The 16,587-nt window shown below is 71.5% G+C and carries 12 protein-coding genes; 3 read left to right on the forward strand and 9 right to left on the reverse strand.

Features of this window, described 5'->3' with window-relative positions; all coding sequences use genetic code 11:
- Positions 1 to 3 precede the first annotated feature (3 nt).
- The 5 genes from ACIA8N_RS11220 to ACIA8N_RS11240 all read right to left on the reverse strand — a co-directional run bounded on the left by ACIA8N_RS11220 (position 4) and on the right by ACIA8N_RS11240 (position 7,462).
- Positions 4 to 978: a CoA ester lyase gene (locus ACIA8N_RS11220; protein WP_359205018.1), complete on the reverse strand. Its 975-nt coding sequence runs from the start codon at positions 976 to 978 to the stop codon at positions 4 to 6.
- Positions 975 to 2,987 carry a protein meaA gene (locus ACIA8N_RS11225; protein ID WP_359205015.1) on the reverse strand — a complete coding sequence of 671 codons (2,013 nt, stop codon included), beginning with the start codon at positions 2,985 to 2,987 and terminating at the stop codon, positions 975 to 977. Before ACIA8N_RS11225 ends, ACIA8N_RS11220 begins: the two co-directional genes overlap by 4 nt.
- Before the next feature lie 14 nt (positions 2,988 to 3,001).
- Complete coding sequence (gene ccrA, locus ACIA8N_RS11230; protein WP_359205012.1) at positions 3,002 to 4,339, reverse strand: crotonyl-CoA carboxylase/reductase; 1,338 nt, start codon at positions 4,337 to 4,339, stop codon at positions 3,002 to 3,004.
- A 383-nt stretch (positions 4,340 to 4,722) separates the two neighbouring features.
- Positions 4,723 to 5,583: a TetR family transcriptional regulator gene (locus tag ACIA8N_RS11235; RefSeq protein ID WP_365780058.1), complete on the reverse strand. Its 861-nt coding sequence runs from the start codon at positions 5,581 to 5,583 to the stop codon at positions 4,723 to 4,725.
- A 97-nt stretch (positions 5,584 to 5,680) separates the two neighbouring features.
- A complete protein-coding gene (locus ACIA8N_RS11240; RefSeq protein WP_365780059.1) occupies positions 5,681 to 7,462 on the reverse strand; it encodes a 3-hydroxybutyryl-CoA dehydrogenase in 1,782 nt (593 codons plus the stop codon).
- Positions 7,463 to 7,771: 309 nt separating this feature from the next.
- Here ACIA8N_RS11240 and ACIA8N_RS11245 point away from each other — a divergent pair, with 309 nt between their 5' ends.
- Positions 7,772 to 8,395 (forward strand): HEAT repeat domain-containing protein, encoded by a 624-nt coding sequence (locus tag ACIA8N_RS11245; RefSeq protein WP_365780060.1) that lies wholly within the window; start codon positions 7,772 to 7,774, stop codon positions 8,393 to 8,395.
- Between the two features lie 289 nt (positions 8,396 to 8,684).
- On the opposite strand, the gene ACIA8N_RS11250 is transcribed toward ACIA8N_RS11245, so the two are convergent.
- The 3 genes from ACIA8N_RS11250 to ACIA8N_RS11260 all read right to left on the reverse strand — a co-directional run bounded on the left by ACIA8N_RS11250 (position 8,685) and on the right by ACIA8N_RS11260 (position 12,033).
- A complete protein-coding gene (locus ACIA8N_RS11250; RefSeq protein WP_365780061.1) occupies positions 8,685 to 9,095 on the reverse strand; it encodes a RidA family protein in 411 nt (136 codons plus the stop codon).
- A 79-nt stretch (positions 9,096 to 9,174) separates the two neighbouring features.
- Positions 9,175 to 10,854: an alpha/beta hydrolase gene (locus tag ACIA8N_RS11255; RefSeq protein WP_365780062.1), complete on the reverse strand. Its 1,680-nt coding sequence runs from the start codon at positions 10,852 to 10,854 to the stop codon at positions 9,175 to 9,177.
- Between the two features lie 147 nt (positions 10,855 to 11,001).
- Entirely contained in the window at positions 11,002 to 12,033 is a 1,032-nt protein-coding gene (locus tag ACIA8N_RS11260; protein WP_365780063.1) for an Rv2578c family radical SAM protein, read from the reverse strand.
- Between the two features lie 149 nt (positions 12,034 to 12,182).
- On the opposite strand from ACIA8N_RS11260, the gene ACIA8N_RS11265 reads away from it, so the two are divergent.
- Both ACIA8N_RS11265 and ACIA8N_RS11270 read left to right on the forward strand, forming a co-directional pair.
- Positions 12,183 to 12,626 carry an SRPBCC family protein gene (locus ACIA8N_RS11265; protein WP_365780064.1) on the forward strand — a complete coding sequence of 148 codons (444 nt, stop codon included), beginning with the start codon at positions 12,183 to 12,185 and terminating at the stop codon, positions 12,624 to 12,626.
- A gap of 252 nt (positions 12,627 to 12,878) precedes the next feature.
- A complete protein-coding gene (locus tag ACIA8N_RS11270; protein WP_365780065.1) occupies positions 12,879 to 15,365 on the forward strand; it encodes an MFS transporter in 2,487 nt (828 codons plus the stop codon).
- A 4-nt stretch (positions 15,366 to 15,369) separates the two neighbouring features.
- Here ACIA8N_RS11270 and ACIA8N_RS11275 read toward each other — a convergent pair whose 3' ends face one another.
- Complete coding sequence (locus ACIA8N_RS11275; protein WP_365780066.1) at positions 15,370 to 16,572, reverse strand: hypothetical protein; 1,203 nt, start codon at positions 16,570 to 16,572, stop codon at positions 15,370 to 15,372.
- Between the last annotated feature and the right edge of the window lie 15 nt (positions 16,573 to 16,587).

Below are 16,587 nucleotides of genomic sequence, written 5' to 3' on the forward strand. Positions count from 1 at the left end.
GTCCTACGCCTCCGGGATCTCGAACTTGCTGGTGCGCTGCATGCCGGCGGCGCGGCCCTTGCCGGAGATGACCAGGGCCATCTTGCGGGAGGCCTCGTCGATCATCTCGTCGCCGAGCATCGCGGAGCCCTTCTTGCCGCCGGCCTCGGACGTGTAGTAGTCGTACGCGTCGAGGATCAGCTCGGCGTGGTCGAAGTCCTCCTGCGAGGGCGAGAAGATCTCGTTCGCGGCGGCGACCTGGTCCGGGTGCAGCACCCACTTGCCGTCGAAGCCCAGGGCCGCGGCGCGCTGGGCGACCGCCTTGTAGCCCTCGGGGTTGCGGATCTGCAGGTACGGGCCGTCGATCGCCTGGAGGTTGTTGGCGCGGGCGGCCATCAGGATCGCCATCAGGATGTAGTGGTAGGCGTCGGCGCCGTAGCCGGGCGGCTGCTCGCCGACGACCAGGGACTTCATGTTGATGGAGGCCATGAAGTCGGCCGGGCCGAAGATGATCGTCTCGACGCGCGGGGAGGCCTGCGCGATCGCGTTGACGTTGTTCAGGCCCTGGGCGTTCTCGATCTGCGCCTCGATGCCGATCTTGCCGACCTCGAAGCCCATCGTCTTCTCGATCTGCGTGAGCAGCAGGTCGAGCGCGACGATCTGCTGGGCGTCCTGGACCTTCGGCAGCATGATGCAGTCGAGGTTCTGGCCGGCGCCCTCGACGACCGTGACGACGTCACGGTAGGTCCAGTGGGTCGTCCAGTCGTTGACGCGGACCACACGGGTCTTGCCGGTCCAGTCGCCCTCGTTGAGGAACTTGACGATGGTGTGGCGGGCCTCGGGCTTGGCCAGCGGGGCGCACGCGTCCTCCAGGTCCAGGAAGACCTGGTCGGCGGCGAGGCCCTGGGCCTTCTCCAGGAAGCGCGGGTTGGAGCCGGGGACCGCCAGGCAGGAGCGGCGGGGGCGCAGCCGGTTCACGGGGGACGCGGGGCTGGTCATGCGGGGACCTCCAGGGGGTCGAGCTTGTTCGCTGTCCGGATCTCGTCGACGATACGGCCGATGATCTCCGTGATACCGAAGTCCTTCGGTGTGAAGACGGCGGCGACACCCGCCCGCTTCAGTTCTGCGGCGTCGGCGTTCGGGATGATCCCGCCGACGATGACGGGAACGTCGGTGGCGCCCGCCTCGCGGAGGCGCTCCAGGACGTCCGGTACCAGCTCGGCGTGCGAGCCGGAGAGGATCGAGAGACCGACGCAGTGCACGTCCTCGGCGAGGGCCGCGTTCACGATCTGCTCGGGGGTCAGCCGGATGCCCTGGTAGACCACCTCGAAACCGGCGTCACGCGCGCGTACGGCGATCTGCTCGGCCCCGTTGGAGTGCCCGTCCAGGCCCGGCTTGCCGACGAGCAGCCGCAGCCGCCCGCAGCCGAGCTCCTCGGCGGTCCGCGCCACCTTCTCCCGCACGAGAGCCAGCGGGGTGCCCGCCTCGGCCGTCACGGCGACCGGGGCGGAGGACACGCCCGTGGGGGCGCGGAACTCGCCGAAGACGTCCCGCAGCGCCCAGGACCACTCCCCGGTCGTGACGCCCGCACGCGCGCACTCCAGGGTGGCGGCGAAGAGGTTGCCGTCGCCGGCAGCCGTCGCCTTCAGCTTCGCCAGGGATTCCTGGGCGCGGGTCTCGTCGCGGTTGTCGCGCCACTCGTGGAGGGCCGCGACCACCCGCGCCTCGTTCGCCGGGTCCACCGTCATGATCGCGGTGTCGAGGTCGGCGGTGAGGGGGTTCTCCTCGGTCGCCTGGAAGATGTTGACGCCGATGATCTTCTCGTCGCCGGCCTCGATCCGGGCGCGCCGCTCGGCGTGCGAGGAGACGAGCTGCGACTTGAGGTAGCCGGACTCGACGGCGGCCATCGCGCCGCCCATCTCCTGGATGCGCCCGATCTCGGCCAGGCACTCCTCGACGAGCGAGCCGACCTTGGCCTCGATGACGTGCGAGCCCTCGAAGATGTCCTCGTACTCCAGGAGGTCCGACTCGTGGGCCAGGACCTGCTGGATGCGGAGCGACCACTGCTGGTCCCAGGGCCGGGGCAGGCCCAGCGCCTCGTTCCACGCGGGCAGCTGCACGGCGCGGGCGCGGGCGTCCTTGGAGAGGGTGACGGCCAGCATCTCCAGGACGATCCGCTGGACGTTGTTCTCCGGCTGGGCCTCGGTCAGACCGAGCGAGTTGACCTGTACGCCGTAGCGGAACCGGCGCTGCTTCTCGTTCTCGATGCCGTACCGCTCACGCGTGATCTTGTCCCAGATGCGGCCGAAGGCGCGCATCTTGCACATCTCCTCGATGAAGCGGACGCCCGCGTTCACGAAGAAGGAGATGCGGGCCACGACCTCGCCGAAACGGTCCGCCGGGACCTGCCCGGAGTCCCGTACCGCGTCGAGCACCGCGATGGCGGTGGACATCGCGTACGAGATCTCCTGGACCGGAGTGGCCCCCGCCTCCTGCAGGTGGTAGCTGCAGATGTTGATCGGGTTCCACTTCGGGATGTTGTTCACCGTGTAGGTGATCATGTCCGTCGTGAGGCGGAGCGACGGGCCGGGCGGGAAGACGTGCGTCCCGCGCGACAGGTACTCCTTCACGATGTCGTTCTGGGTGGTGCCCTGGAGCCGGGTGACGTCCGCACCCTGCTCCTCGGCGGTCACCTGGTAGAGCGCCAGCAGCCACATGGCGGTGGCGTTGATGGTCATCGAGGTGTTCATCTGCTCCAGGGGGATGTCCTGGAACAGCCGGCGCATGTCACCGAGGTGCGAGACGGGGACGCCGACCCGGCCGACCTCGCCGCGGGCGAGGATGTGGTCGGGGTCGTACCCGGTCTGCGTCGGCAGGTCGAACGCGACCGAGAGGCCGGTCTGACCCTTGGCGAGGTTGCGCCGGTACAGCTCGTTGGACGCCTCGGCGGTCGAGTGACCGGCGTACGTCCGCATGAGCCACGGCCGGTCCTTCTGGCGCTCAGTCATCTATGGTCCCGGGCTCAGATGTTGCGGAAGCGGTTGATGGCGTCGATGTGCTTCTCGCGCATCTCCGGGTCCCGCACGCCAAGGCCCTCCTGGGGGGCGAGGGCGAGGACGCCGACCTTGCCCTGGTGCAGGTTGCGGTGGACGTCGTAGGCCGCCTGGCCGGTCTCCTCCAGGGAGTAGACCTTGGACAGGGTCGGGTGGATCTTGCCCTTGGCGATGAGGCGGTTGGCCTCCCACGCCTCGCGGTAGTTGGCGAAGTGCGAGCCGATGATGCGCTTGAGCGACATCCACAGGTAGCGGTTGTCGTACTCGTGCATGTAGCCCGAGGTCGAGGCACAGGTGGTGATCGTGCCGCCCTTGCGGGTGACGTACACGGAGGCGCCGAAGGTCTCGCGGCCCGGGTGCTCGAAGACGATGTCGATGTCCTCGCCGCCGGTCAGCTCACGGATCTTCGAGCCGAAGCGCTTCCACTCCTTCGGGTCCTGGGTGTGCTCGTCCTTCCAGAACTTGTAGCCCTCGGCGTTGCGGTCGATGACCGCGTCGGCGCCCATCGCCCGGCAGATGTCGGCCTTCTCGGGGGAGGAGACGACACAGATCGGGTTGGCGCCGCCGGCCAGCGCGAACTGGGTGGCGTACGAGCCGAGGCCGCCGCTCGCGCCCCAGATGAGGACGTTGTCGCCCTGCTTCATCCCGGCGCCGTTGCGGGAGACCAGCTGGCGGTACGCGGTGGAGTTGACGAGACCGGGGGAGGCCGCCTCCTCCCAGCTCAGGTGGCCGGGCTTCGGCATCAGCTGGTTCGACTTGACGAGGGCGATCTCGGCCAGGCCGCCGAAGTTGGTCTCGAAGCCCCAGATGCGCTGCTCGGGGTCGAGCATCGTGTCGTTGTGGCCGTCGGAGGACTCCAGCTCGACCGAGAGGCAGTGGGCGACGACCTCGTCGCCGGGCTTCCACGAGTTCACGCCGGGGCCGGTGCGCAGCACGACGCCCGCGAGGTCGGAGCCGATGATGTGGTACGGCAGGTCGTGGCGCTTGCTGAGGTCGCTGAGCCGGCCGTAGCGCTCCAGGAAGCCGAAGGTCGACACCGGCTCGAAGATCGAGGTCCAGACCGAGTTGTAGTTGACCGAGCTGGCCATGACGGCGACGAGGGCCTCGCCCGGGCCGAGCTCGGGCAGCGGCACGTCGTCGAGGTGCAGCGACTTGCGCGGGTCCTTGTCGCGGCTGGCCAGCCCGGCGAACATCTCCGTCTCGTCCTTGTGGACGGTGACGGCCCGGTACGACTCGGGGAGCGAGATGTTCGCGAAATCGGCGGACGAGGAGTCCGGCGACTGGATCGCGTCCAGGATGTCCTTCACGGGGTTGCCTCCGGCGGTGCGGCGTCCTGGGGCGGACGCGCTGAGGGTTACGTCTTGGAGTGCTGCTGTGGAGGTGTGCCGTCGGTTCGGCGGGTGGAGCGGTGGCGGCGCTGGTGAGCGCGAGGGGTGCCTGTGACGCAGGCGTCCGGGCGCACAATCACGATCGCTTGTGGGGACAGCCGGCGCACGAGGAGAACTCTGCGCGCCGACCGCCCGGACACCCTCAACGTATGGCACGCCGTGTCACGTGACAAGGCACTGCGTGCCAACAATTTCACTCATATGCAATCTGCCCGTCACATCTGAGCGATGATCGATCGAACGGGGGGAGAAAACGGACGAAGGCCGCCCCGGAGAGGGGCGGCCTTCGGTGGAGGAGGGGGTCAGTTCTTGCGCAGGGCCTGCTGGATCGTGCGCATGACCTCGTCCAGAGGTGCGTCCGTACGGGCCACGGCGACCACCACGTCCCCCTCCGTGGAGGCGACGGCGGCGGGCACGGCGGCGGTCACGGCGACGGGCGAACCGGCCGGCTGCTGCGTCGACGCGGCCGGCCGGGCACCTATGCCCGAACCGAAGGTGTCCCGGACGATCGCGAAGGCGTGGTCGAGCTGGGCCTCCACGTCACCCTCACCGCCCGCCCGTAGCCAGCGGCGCAGCACGTGGTTGTGAGCCGTGACCACCGCGGAGGCGGCCACCTCCGCAAGCAGCGGGTCGTCGTTGCCGTCGTGGTGGTCCCGCTCGTCGAAGTGCCCGAGGAGATACCGGGTGAACAGGCGCTCGTAGCGGGCCACGGACGCGATCTCCCGCTCCCGCAGGGTCGGCACCTCGCGGGTCAGCCGGTAGCGCTCCACGGAGACCGCGGGGGACCCCGCGTACATCTTCATGACTTCCTTGATGCCCCGGCACACCGTGTCCAGCGGGTGCTCGTGCGGCGGGGCCGCGTTGAGCACCGCCTCCGCACGCACGAGCGTGTCGTCGTGATCGGGGAAGATCGCCTCTTCCTTGGAGCGGAAGTGGCGGAAGAACGTGCGCCGCGCGACCCCGGCCGTCGCCGCGATCTCGTCGACCGTCGTGGCCTCGTACCCCTTGGTCGCGAAGAGCTCCATCGCGGCCGTGGCCAGCTCCCGCCGCATCTTCAGCCGCTGGGCGGCGGCGCGGGTGCCCGCCGCGCTCTCCGGAGCGTCGGACGGGGAGGTGGCACGGGGTGTCTTCGCGGCCTTGGGCATGGACCGAACGTACTGCATCGGAGGGACAGTGTGCCCAGGTGGGGGCGGGGAGCCCCCCGGGGCACCGACGGTGCCCCGGGTCCTCAGCAGACCGCCCCAGCCGGCCGCTCCCGGCTCAGCGTCGGGCATATTCGCGGAAGCCGCGCCCCGTCTTCCGGCCCAGGCAGCCGGCGGCCACGAGGTGCTCCAGGAGCGGTGCGGGCGCGAGACCCGGGTCGCGGAACTCGCGGTGCAGCACCTGCTCGATCGCGAGCGAGACGTCCAGACCGACCACGTCGAGCAGCTCGAACGGGCCCATCGGGTAGCCGCCGCCCAGCTTCATCGCCGCGTCGATGTCGTCCAGGGTCGCGTAGTGGTCCTGCACCATCTTGATCGCGTTGTTCAGGTACGGGAAGAGCAGCGCGTTCACGATGAATCCGGCCCGGTCGCCGCAGTCCACCGGGTGCTTGCGGATCTTCGCGGTGACCTCGCGGACGGTCGCGTGGACGTCGTCGCCGGTCAGCACCGTACGGACGATCTCGACCAGCTTCATCGCCGGCGCCGGGTTGAAGAAGTGCATCCCGATCACGTCCTGCGGACGCGAGGTCGCCCGGGCGCAGGCCACGACCGGCAGCGAGGAGGTCGTGGTGGCGAGCACCGCGCCCGGCTTGCAGATCTTGTCGAGCCGGGCGAACAGCTCCTGCTTGATCTCCAGGTCCTCGGCCACCGCCTCGACGGCCAGGTCGACCTCGGCGAAGGCGTCGAGCGTGCCCGCCGCGGTGATCAGGGCCAGGGTCGTGTCCCGGGCCTCGCCCGTCATCCGGCCCTTCTCGACGGAACGGGCCAGCGACTTGGCGATGCGGGCCTTGGCCGTGTCCGCCTTCTCCTGGGAGCGGGCGGCGAGGACGACCTCGTACCCGGCCTTGGCGAAGACCTCGGCGATGCCGGAGGCCATGGTGCCCGAGCCGGCGACACCGACCGAGCGCACCTCACGGCCATCGGCCGCGTCGGCGGAGCTGAGCGGGGTGAGCGCGTCCCGCACCACCTCGCCGGAGCCCGGCGCCTCGTACGTGTAGAAGCCGCGGCCCGACTTGCGGCCGGTCAGACCCGCCTCGCTGAGCTGCTTGAGGATCGGGGCCGGGGCGTGCAGCCGGTCGTGCGAGTCCGCGTACATGGCCTCCAGGACCGTACGGGCCGTGTCGACGCCGATCAGGTCGAGCAGCGCGAGCGGGCCCATCGGAAGCCCGCAGCCGAGCCGCATCGCCGCGTCGATGTCCTCGCGGGAGGCGTACTTGGCCTCGTACATGGCGGCGGCCTGGTTCAGGTAGCCGAAGAGGAGTCCGTCGGCGATGAAACCGGCCTTGTCGCCGACCGCCACCGGCTCCTTGCCGAGGTCCTGGGCCAACCGGGTGACGGCGTCGACCGCCCGCGGGTCGGTCAGCACGGAGGAGACCACCTCGACCAGCTTCATCGCCTGGACCGGGGTGAAGAAGTGCAGGCCGAGAACCCGCTCCGGGTGCGCCGAGTCGGCGGCCAGTCGGGTGACGGAGAGCGCGTTGGTGCCGGTGGCCAGGATGGTCCCCGGCCGGACGATGCCGTCGAGGGCCCGGAAGACCTCCTGCTTCGCCTCGTAGGACTCGGGCACGACCTCGATCACGAGGTCCGCCTCGGCGGCCGCCTGGAGGTCGGAGAAGGTACGGAAGCGGGCCAGGACGTCCTGCCGCTCCTCCTCGGTGATCCGCTCGCGGGCCACCGCACGGGCGGTCGAGGCCTCCAGGGCGGCGACGGCCTGGGCCGCGGCGGTGTCGCTGATGTCGATGCCGATGACCTCGCGGCCGGCGCGGACGAGGACGTCGGCGATGCCGGTGCCCATGGTGCCGAGACCGACGACGGCGATGGTGGAGAGAGGGGTGTCCATCAGGGGACTCCTGAGAGGAAGAGTGACGACTGAGGGCAGTGCGCGCGCGAGGGAGAAAGGTCGCGGGAAAGAACGAGGGTGATGCCCTGCAAGAAGGGGCGATGCCCTGGAAAAGGGGGCGATGGACTCTGTCCCGGAGTCACATCCGAACTGCCGAACCGACGAAACAATCACAACAGCTGCGTCACCAGGCTGCTGTGAGGAAGGCGGGGGGTGGCCCGCTCACCTGAGACTAACCGGCCGGTAACGAGCGCGCCAGTCCTCGGAAGTTGAGAAAGTGTGATCTGGATCGCGGATAGGCTCGGATTCATGGAAATCGCCGAGGATCCCGAATTCTGCTCGATGATCGATCGATTGCGGGACGAGATCCGGAATGGCATCGGAGAAGTCCCCGCGGCATTCGGAGAACTCGCCGGAACCACCGACCCGGAGGAACTCCACCAAGCCCTCACCGCACCGGGACAGCCGCTCTGGGCGCGCGAGATCGCCGCCTTCAAGCTCGGGCTCGCGGGCGACCCGCGCGCCTTCGAGGCGCTCGTGCTCCTTCTCAACCACCGCGACCCCGAGCGCTGCGTCACCGCCGCCCACGCCCTGACCCGGCTCGGCGACCCGCGCACCGCCCGAGCGGCCGCCGCCCTCGCCACCAACGAACTGCGGATCGCCTACGCCCTGCTGCCGGTTCGGCTGCTCGCCGAGCTGCGCGCCCCCGAGTCCGTCGCGGCCCTGATCACCGTCCTCGAACGGCGCCTCCCCGCCGACGACCCCCACTGGCGGGTCGGCCTCGCCTGCGTCGAGGGCCTCGGCAGGCTCGGTGACACCCGCGCCCGGCCCGCCCTCGAAGCCGCCCTTCCCCACCCCCGCCTCGGTACGGCGGCCGCGGCGGCGCTGGGCCGCCTCGCACCCGGCGCCCCGGCCGCCCGCCCATCGGGGTGAACAACGCCGGGCATCCGGCCCGAGGTCATCGTCGGGCGAGCGTCTTCCGCCAAGGATGAGCGCCGGCGGTACCGGTCGGTCTCCGCCCTCGCGCACGCACGTACCGAGGTTGGTGGAGATGGCCGGCACCCGCCGTCGACGAGGACGCGCCCGGCTCGCCCTGCTGACGGGTTGTCTGCTGCTCGGGGCGGGAGCCGCGTATCCCTCGCCCGTGGTGGCAGCGGTGCCCGCCGCCCGTACCGACGTCACGACGATCTCCGAGGACACACGTTCCGACCGCCCGGTCCGTTCAGGAGGCGTCGTCCGGGACCAGCGCGAAGGCCTCGATCTCGATGAGGAGTTCCGGGCGGACCAGCGCCGCCACCTGCACCGCCGAACTCGCCGGCAGCGGCGTCCCCGCGAAGTGCGCGTCCCGCGCGTCCCGTACCGCCGGGAGATGGGCCACGTCCGTGACGAAGTAGGTCAGCTTGACCACGTCCTCGAACCCGGCGCCCGCCGCGTCGAGGCAGCGGGCCAGGTTCGCGAAGACCTGCCGGGCCTGCGCCACCGGGTCGCCCTCCCCGACCACCGCGCCGGAGGCGTCGAACGCGCACTGGCCGGATATCGCGACGAAGCGGCCCGTCCCCCACACGACGTGGCTGTACTGGGGGCTGGCGGCGATGCCGTCTGGTGCGGGGAGGTGGGTGAGGTGGCTCGTCATGACGGACATCCTCGCGCACGCCACTGACAGTGCCCGCGTCCCCAGGGGCGCGGGCACTGTCAGTGGGGCTGCGGAGATGTCAGCGCACGTGGCCGAGGAGCTCGTGCAGGAGGCCGCCGGCGGACTCCGTCCGGACGGGTCCGGCGGCCTCCGCCCGCGCCGGGGCGACGCTCGCCGTCCCCGGCGGGAGGGACCGGGCGGCCGTCTTCCCCTTGGCCTGCTTGCCGGCCGGCGGCGTGAGCGGCTCCGGCTCGGGCTCCGGAAGGGCGGCGCAGACCGCGTCCACCTCGGCGTCGTCCTTGGCGCGTGGGACCTTGCCCGTCGCCAGGTAGGTGGCCAGGTGCTCGTCGAGGCAGTCGTTCCCGCCGAGCGTCACCCCGTGGTTCCCGCCGCCCTCCTCGACGACCAGGCTGGAGCCGCGCATCAGCCGGTGCAGGGCGACCCCGCCCTCGTACGGCGTCGCCGCGTCGTCCGTCGCCTGGAGGATCAGGACCGGCGGCACCTGGTCGTTGCTGACGTCCGGCGGGGTGAGCGAGTCCACCGGCCAGAACGCGCACGGCGCGTTGTACCAGGCGTTGTTCCAGGTGGAGAAGGGCGCCTTCGCGTGCACGTCCCAGCTGTCCTTGCGCCAGACGTTCCAGTCCCGGGGCCAGCCCGCGTCCCGGCACTGCACGCTCGTGTAGACCGAGTAGCCGTTGTCCGCCGCGGCGTCGGCCTCCCCGTACCGCTCGTACGCCTCCGTCAGCGGTACCGCGTCGGCGTCGTTGACGTACGCGGAGAAGGCGGTCGCGAGGCGGGGCCAGTAGCCGTTGTAGTACCCGCCGGGCAGGAAGGTGTCCTCCAGCTCGCCCGGGCCGACCTTCCCGCCGGCCGGGGCCGCGCGCAGCGCGTCGCGCATCCGGTACCAGGCCGCTTCGACCGCCGCCGGGTCGGTGCCCAGCTTGTACACGGCGTCCTGGCGGGCCACCCAGGCCATGAAGTCCTTGTGGCGGGTGTCGAAGGCGTAGTCCTGCGCGATGTTGTCCTCGTACCAGACGCCGTGCGGGTTGACGACGGAGTCGAGCGCCATGCGCCGCACCCGGTCCGGGTGGAGCCGCGCGTAGACGGCGCCCAGGTAGGTCCCGTACGAGTAGCCGAGGTAGTTGATCTTCGGAGCGCCGAGCGCGCGGCGGATGACGTCCAGGTCGCGCGCGGTGCTCACGGTGTCGATGTACGGCAGCACGTCCGCGTACTTGTCGCCGCAGGCGTCGGCGAAGTCCTGCGCCCGCTCGACCGCGGCCCGCTCGCCCTCGGCGCCGCGCGGCACCGAGTCGGGGCGGACCGGCGCGAAGTGACCGGGCCTGCAGTCGAGGGCGGGCTCGCTCTTGCCGACCCCGCGCGGGTCGAAGCCGATGACGTCGTACTGGGCGGCCACCTCCGGGGGCAGCGAGGCCGCCACGTACCCGGCCATGGTCCGCCCGCTGCCGCCGGGCCCGCCCGGGTTCACGAGCAGCGGTCCCTGGAAGGTCTTCGCGGTGTGCGGGACCCGGCTCAGGGCGAGGGTGACGGTCCGGCCGGCCGGGTCGTCGTGGTTGAGGGGGACCTTGAGGGTGGCGCACTGGAGCTTCGGGTACGCCTTGACGGCGCAGCCGGTCCAGGCGAGCGGGGGGAGGGGACGGGGGGCCGGTTCACCGGCGCCCGCGGGGGCGGCGGGCAGGACGGTGACCGTCCCGGCGACCAGCGCTCCTGCGGCGATCAGCATTCCTGCGCGTGGGGTCATAGGGCGTTTGTGTCCCGAACGGGCCGCCGGGGGACCTGTTTCGCCGAGAGTTGACCCGAACGGAGGGGGAGCCGACGGCGTGTCAGGTGAACGGTCCGATGATCGGAAAGACCCCCCCTAGGGGGTGCGGGAGGTGACGGGTGGTGATCAGAGGAGGGTGAGCTGCTCCGGAGCCGCCGCCGTCTCCGGTTCCTCCGGTACGGGTACGCGGCGCGAGGCTCCCCGGTGCGAGGGTCCGATGCCGAACTCGGCGGCGAACTCGTGCACCTGACGGGTGATCCGGCGCTGGTACCAGGTCGGCGCGTAGGCCCCGTCCGCGTACATCCGCTCGTACCGCCGTACCAGGTCGGGGTGGTGGCGCCGCAGCCACTGCATGAACCACTCGCGGGCGCCCGGCCGCAGATGCAGCACGAGCGGGGTGACCGAGCTCGCCCCGGCCTCGGCTATCGCGCGGACGGTGTCGCGCAGCTGCTCGGGCCGGTCGCCGAGGAAGGGCACGACGGGCGCCATCAGGACCCCGCAGTCGATGCCGTGCTCGCCGAGCGTGCGGACCACGTCCAGGCGGCGCTGCGGGGAGGGGGTGCCGGGTTCGATCGTGCGCCACAGCTCCTGGTCGGTGAAGCCGACCGAGACGGAGATGCCGACCTCGGTGACCCGGGCCGCCTGGACGAGGAGCTCCAGGTCGCGCAGGATCAGCGTGCCCTTGGTGAGGATCGAGAAGGGGTTCGCGCGGTCCCGCAGGGCCGTGAGGATGCCCGGCATCAGGCGGTACCGGCCCTCGGCCCGCTGGTAGCAGTCCACGTTGGTGCCCATGGCGATGTGCGCGCCCTGCCAGCGGGCGGAGGCGAGCTGGCGGGCCAGCACCTCCGGAGCGTTGATCTTGACGACGATCTGGGAGTCGAAGCCGAGCCCGGTGTCGAGGTCGAGATAACTGTGGGTCTTGCGGGCGAAGCAGTACACGCACGCGTGCGTGCAGCCCCGGTACGGGTTGACCGTCCATTCGAACGGCATCCGGGAGGCGCCCGGCACCCGGTTGAGGATCGAGCGGGCCCGTACCTCGTGGAAGGTGATGCCCCGGAACTCGGGGGTGTCGAAGGTGCGGGTGGTGACCGCGTCCGTGCCGAACAGCGCGATGTCGGCGGGAGCGGCAGGGGTGTCGCCCAGATTGTCCCAGCGCATTGCACGTCTCCTCGGTGGCTCTGCTTCGACCGTTCGACAAGAATAGAACAACTGTTCCCTTGATCGTCGCAACCCGGATTTCGCGCCCCGCAGCCCACGTGGTTCGCTAGGCCGCACACCCCCGAGGAACCACGAGCTGGAGGAAGTCAATGGCGCAGGTCGAGGCCACGACGGAACGAATCATCGCCGCGGACGCGGAGACGGTGTTCGACGCGCTGGCCGACTACAGCGGCACGCGCGCGAAGGTGCTCCCCGAGCACTTCAGCGAGTACGAGGTGCGTGAGGGCGGCGACGGCGAGGGCACCCTCGTCCACTGGAAGCTCCAGGCCACCAGCAAGCGCGTCCGCGACTGCCTGTTGGAGGTCACCGAGCCCACCGACGGGCAGCTCGTCGAGAAGGACCGCAACTCCTCCATGGTCACCACCTGGACCGTGACCCCGGCCGGCGAGGGCAAGTCCCGCGCCGTCGTCACCACCGTCTGGGACGGCGCCGGCGGCGTCGGAGGGTTCTTCGAGCGGACCTTCGCGCCCAAGGGCCTCGGCCGCATCTACGACGCCCTTCTCGCCAAGCTGGCGGACGAGGTCGAGAAGTAACGCCCGGAGCGTTCACCGATTCGAGTGGATCGCCCGCGCCCCCGTTACCCGCGCCCGCGCGTGACGGGGGCGCGGGCCCTCTCGTAAACGCGCTGATGAGCGACCCAAGTGCGCCGTAGCTCCCGGCCGTTCGGCGCCCCGGACGCCACTGCCCTCCCGTACCGCCCGACTTGCTCCCCCTTCGTGCCCAATGCGAAGAATGGCGCGGCGCAGACGCCGTGACGAGGGGAGCAGTACGTGGGTGGGATCGCGATGGCGAAATCCGTCAAGGGCACTGCCGATGCGGAGGGCACCGCCGGCGCGGTGGACGCCGCGGTGGGCGCGGAACGCCTCGCCGCGAGCGGCCCGCCCGCCGACCCCGCGCCCCCCTCCGAGCAGGGGCCGGCCCCCCTCGACCCCCGCCGCGTCCGGCTCGTCTTCTGCGGCCTCATGCTCGCGCTGCTCCTCGCCGCGCTCGAGCAGATGATCGTGGCGACCGCCCTGCCGAAGATCGTCGGCGAGCTCCAGGGCCTCGACCGGATGTCCTGGGCGATCACCGCCTATCTGCTGACCTCCACCATCGGCCTGCCGATCTACGGCAAGCTCGGCGACCTCCTCGGCCGCAAGAGCGTCTTCCTCTTCGCCATCGTCGTCTTCGTCATCGGCTCCGGCCTCGCCGGCTGGTCCCGCAGCATGGACGAGCTCATCGCCTTCCGCGCGCTCCAGGGCGCGGGCGCCGGCGGGCTCATGATCGGGGTCCAGGCGATCATCGCCGACATCGTCCCCGCCCGCGAACGCGGCCGGTACATGGGCCTGATCGGCGCCGCCTTCGGCCTCGCCTCCGTCGCCGGACCCCTGCTCGGCGGCTTCTTCACCGACCACGTCTCCTGGCGCTGGTGCTTCTACTTCAACGTGCCGTTCGGGCTCGTCACCCTCGCCGTCGTCGCCGTCGTCCTGAAGCTCCCCAAGCCCACGGCCCGGGCGCGCTTCGACGTCCTCGGCGCGCTGCTCCTCGCCGCCGCCTCCACCTGCATCGTCCTGCTGACCAGCTGGGGCGGCACCGAATACGCCTGGGACTCCCGGGTCGTCCTCGCCCTCGCCTGCGGCGCCGCCGGAACGACCCTGCTCTTCCTCGTCGTCGAGCACTTCGCGCCCGAACCCCTCATCCCGCTCCGGCTGTTCCGCGACTCGGTCTTCACCGTCACCGCCCTCGTCGGCGCCGTCGTCGGCATCGCGCTCTTCGGCGCCGCCAGCTACCTCCCCAGCTTCCTGCAGATGGTCGAGGGCGCCACCGCCACCGAGTCCGGCCTCCTGATGCTGCCGCTGATGGGCGGCATCGTCATCGCCTCCGTCGTCTCGGGGCAGCTCATCAGCCGCACCGGGCACTACAAGATCTACCCGGTGGCCGGCGGGGCCGTCTCCGTCCTCGGCATGTGGCTGCTCTCCCGGATGGACGTCGACACCCCGCGCCTCCAGCACAGCCTCTGGCAGGCCGTCCTCGGCACCGGCATCGGACTCGTCATGCCGGTCCTCGTCCTCGCCGTGCAGAACTCCGTACGCCCGGCCGACCTCGGCACCGCCACCAGCGCCCACAACTACTTCCGCCAGATCGGCGGCAGCGTCGGCGCCGCTGTCTTCGGCACCCTCTTCGCCTCCCGGCTCGACGACGCCCTCGGCGACCGGCTCGCCGGCGTCCTCTCCGGCGGCCCGGTGACCCTGCCGCCGGCCGAGTCGATCACCCCGCAGACGGTGCACACCCTGCCGCCCGCCGTACGCGACGCCTACATCCAGGCGTACGCGGACGCGATGCCGCGCATCTTCCTCTACCTCGTGCCGGTCCTCGTGCTCGGCCTCGTCCTCGCCTTCTTCCTCAAGGAGAAACCGCTGGTGTCCCACCACAGCCCCACCACCGAGGCCACCGGGGCCGACGGCTTCGGCGGCGTCCAGGCCGTCCCGCACGCCCGGCACGCCGCCGCCCCCGCGTCCGTCGCCGCGCCGCACTCCGGTCTCCCCGTCTGCGGCACCGTCCAGCACCACGACGGCAGCCGGGTCCCCCGCGCCGCCCTCACCCTCATCGACGTCCAGGGCCGGCAGGTGGGCCGCGGCGCCAGCGGCGAGGACGGCCGGTACGCGCTGAGCGTCCCCGGCGGCGGGGCGTACGTCCTCATCGCGGCGGCCGGCGGACACCAGCCCCAGGCCGTCTCCGTCACCGTCGGCGACCGGCCGGTCGAGCTCGACGTCGTCCTCGGCGGCGCCGGGCGGCTCGCGGGCAGCGTCGTCACCGCCGACGGGTCGCCGGTACGGGACGCGGCCGTCACCCTCACCGACGTACGCGGGGAGGTCGTCGCCTCCACCCGCAGCGGGCGCGAGGGCGGGTACGTGATCACCGAGCTGGTCGCGGGCGAGTACACGCTCGCCGCCAGCGCCCCCGCCTTCCGGCCGGCCGCGCTCCCCGTGAGCGTCCAGTCCTCCCGCGAGACCCGCCAGGACATCGAACTGGCCGGCGGCGCCGTGCTCCGCGGCACGGTACGGGCCGGCGGCGGGCGCCCCGTCGAGGACGCCCGGGTCACCCTGCTCGACGCCGCGGGCAACGTCGTCGACACCCTCACCACCGGCCCCGACGGGACCTTCCGGTTCGTCGACCTGTCCTCCGGCGAGTACACGGTCATCGCCGCCGGCTACCCGCCCGTCGCGACGGTCCTCCAGATGGCCGGCGGAGGCCGCACCGAGCGCGACCTCCAGCTCGGCCACCAGGACTGAGGGGTCAGGAGGAGGTGGTCGTCGCCTTGCGCAGCGCGCTGATGCAGGTGCCGATCGCCTCCTGGAGGGCTTCGAGGCGCTGGAGCATGTCGGCCTCGTAGATGTCCTCCTCCATCACCTCGTCCAGGGTCAGCTCCTCGAAGACCTTCGTCGCCTTCTGCAGGCTGCTGTAGAACTTCGTCCGCCGCTCCTGGACGCGCAGCGCCGGGTCCTCCTCGACGGCCTTCGCGACGAGGCCCCTGACCGTGTCGTACGCCTCACCGGCCCACTCGCCCGCCTCCTCGGAGTCGTCCAGCTCGTCGAGGAGCGACAGGTGCCGCTCCGCCTCCGCGCGCAGCTCGGCCGGCGCCTCCACGGTCTGCCCTGCGGGGGTCCTGATCTGGCCGTTCTCGACGATCTGGCGTACGTACCCGATGCGGTCGGCCGCCTTCGCCTCGCTCGCCACCGCCTTCTTCAGGTCGTCGGTCCGCGCGATGGCGCGGGCCATCTCGGTCTGGAGGGCGGGGTCCTCCTTCATCCGGTCGAGCAGCGCCCCGCGCGCGGCCTCCGCCGTCCCCGGGTCGGCGAGGATCGCGGCCCGCAGCGCCGTCGGGTTCTCGGCCACCTCCAGGGCCTTCGTCGGCCGGATGCCCTCCGCCTCGGCCGCCGCGCTGATCGCCTGGCCGCGCACCGACGAGGCGCTGTTGCGGGAGGTGTAGTACGAGAGCCAGACGTCCGCCTCGGGCAGCTCGATGTCCTCACCCGGGACGAGCACCTCGAACTGGGGGACCAGACCGTCGTCGGCCGCCATGTCCCAGGCCTTGTAGTACCGCATGACCCGCTCCGGCGAGCACCCCGCGAGCTGCGCGAAGGCCTTCGCCGACACCTTCGTCCGGGCCGTCCCCTCGGCCGACTGCCCGCCGGGCCGGACGCTCCGCGCCACCTTGAGGGCGAAGGCCCAGCCGCCGGTCCGCGCGTACACCCCGAAGTCGTGGGCGTCGCGGACGACCACGGGGTCGTGGTCCCGGCTGTGGTCGTCGTCCGTGCCGTCCGTGTCCTCCGCGTCGTCAGCGTGGTACAGGCCCTGGTCGTCCGCTGCGTCCGGTACGTCCCGTGTCGCCTCCTGGGGCTCGGGAGCCGACGGCTCCCAGAACTCCGGCTCCGAGATCGCCGCGACGGCCTCGGGTTCGGCGGGGGACGATGCGGACGGGGTGAAGGCGATGGTCACCGAGGGCTCTCCGGA

Source organism: Streptomyces sp. NPDC051822 (assembly GCF_044452745.1).
In the GTDB taxonomy this organism is placed as follows: domain Bacteria; phylum Actinomycetota; class Actinomycetes; order Streptomycetales; family Streptomycetaceae; genus Streptomyces.

What these genes read in the sequence shown, in the direction of transcription:
- ACIA8N_RS11260 (WP_365780063.1), bottom strand. Translation starts at nt 12,033, where the DNA reads ATGCGCTGGGACAATCTGGGCGACACCCCTGCCGCTCCCGCCGACATC.
- ACIA8N_RS11270 (WP_365780065.1), top strand. Translation starts at nt 12,879, where the DNA reads ATGGCGAAATCCGTCAAGGGCACTGCCGATGCGGAGGGCACCGCCGGC.
- ACIA8N_RS11255 (WP_365780062.1), bottom strand. Translation starts at nt 10,854, where the DNA reads ATGACCCCACGCGCAGGAATGCTGATCGCCGCAGGAGCGCTGGTCGCC.
- ACIA8N_RS11250 (WP_365780061.1), bottom strand. Translation starts at nt 9,095, where the DNA reads ATGACGAGCCACCTCACCCACCTCCCCGCACCAGACGGCATCGCCGCC.
- ACIA8N_RS11235 (WP_365780058.1), bottom strand. Translation starts at nt 5,583, where the DNA reads ATGCAGTACGTTCGGTCCATGCCCAAGGCCGCGAAGACACCCCGTGCC.
- ACIA8N_RS11240 (WP_365780059.1), bottom strand. Translation starts at nt 7,462, where the DNA reads ATGGACACCCCTCTCTCCACCATCGCCGTCGTCGGTCTCGGCACCATG.
- ACIA8N_RS11265 (WP_365780064.1), top strand. Translation starts at nt 12,183, where the DNA reads ATGGCGCAGGTCGAGGCCACGACGGAACGAATCATCGCCGCGGACGCG.
- ACIA8N_RS11245 (WP_365780060.1), top strand. Translation starts at nt 7,772, where the DNA reads ATGGAAATCGCCGAGGATCCCGAATTCTGCTCGATGATCGATCGATTG.
- ACIA8N_RS11225 (WP_359205015.1), bottom strand. Translation starts at nt 2,987, where the DNA reads ATGACTGAGCGCCAGAAGGACCGGCCGTGGCTCATGCGGACGTACGCC.
- ACIA8N_RS11220 (WP_359205018.1), bottom strand. Translation starts at nt 978, where the DNA reads ATGACCAGCCCCGCGTCCCCCGTGAACCGGCTGCGCCCCCGCCGCTCC.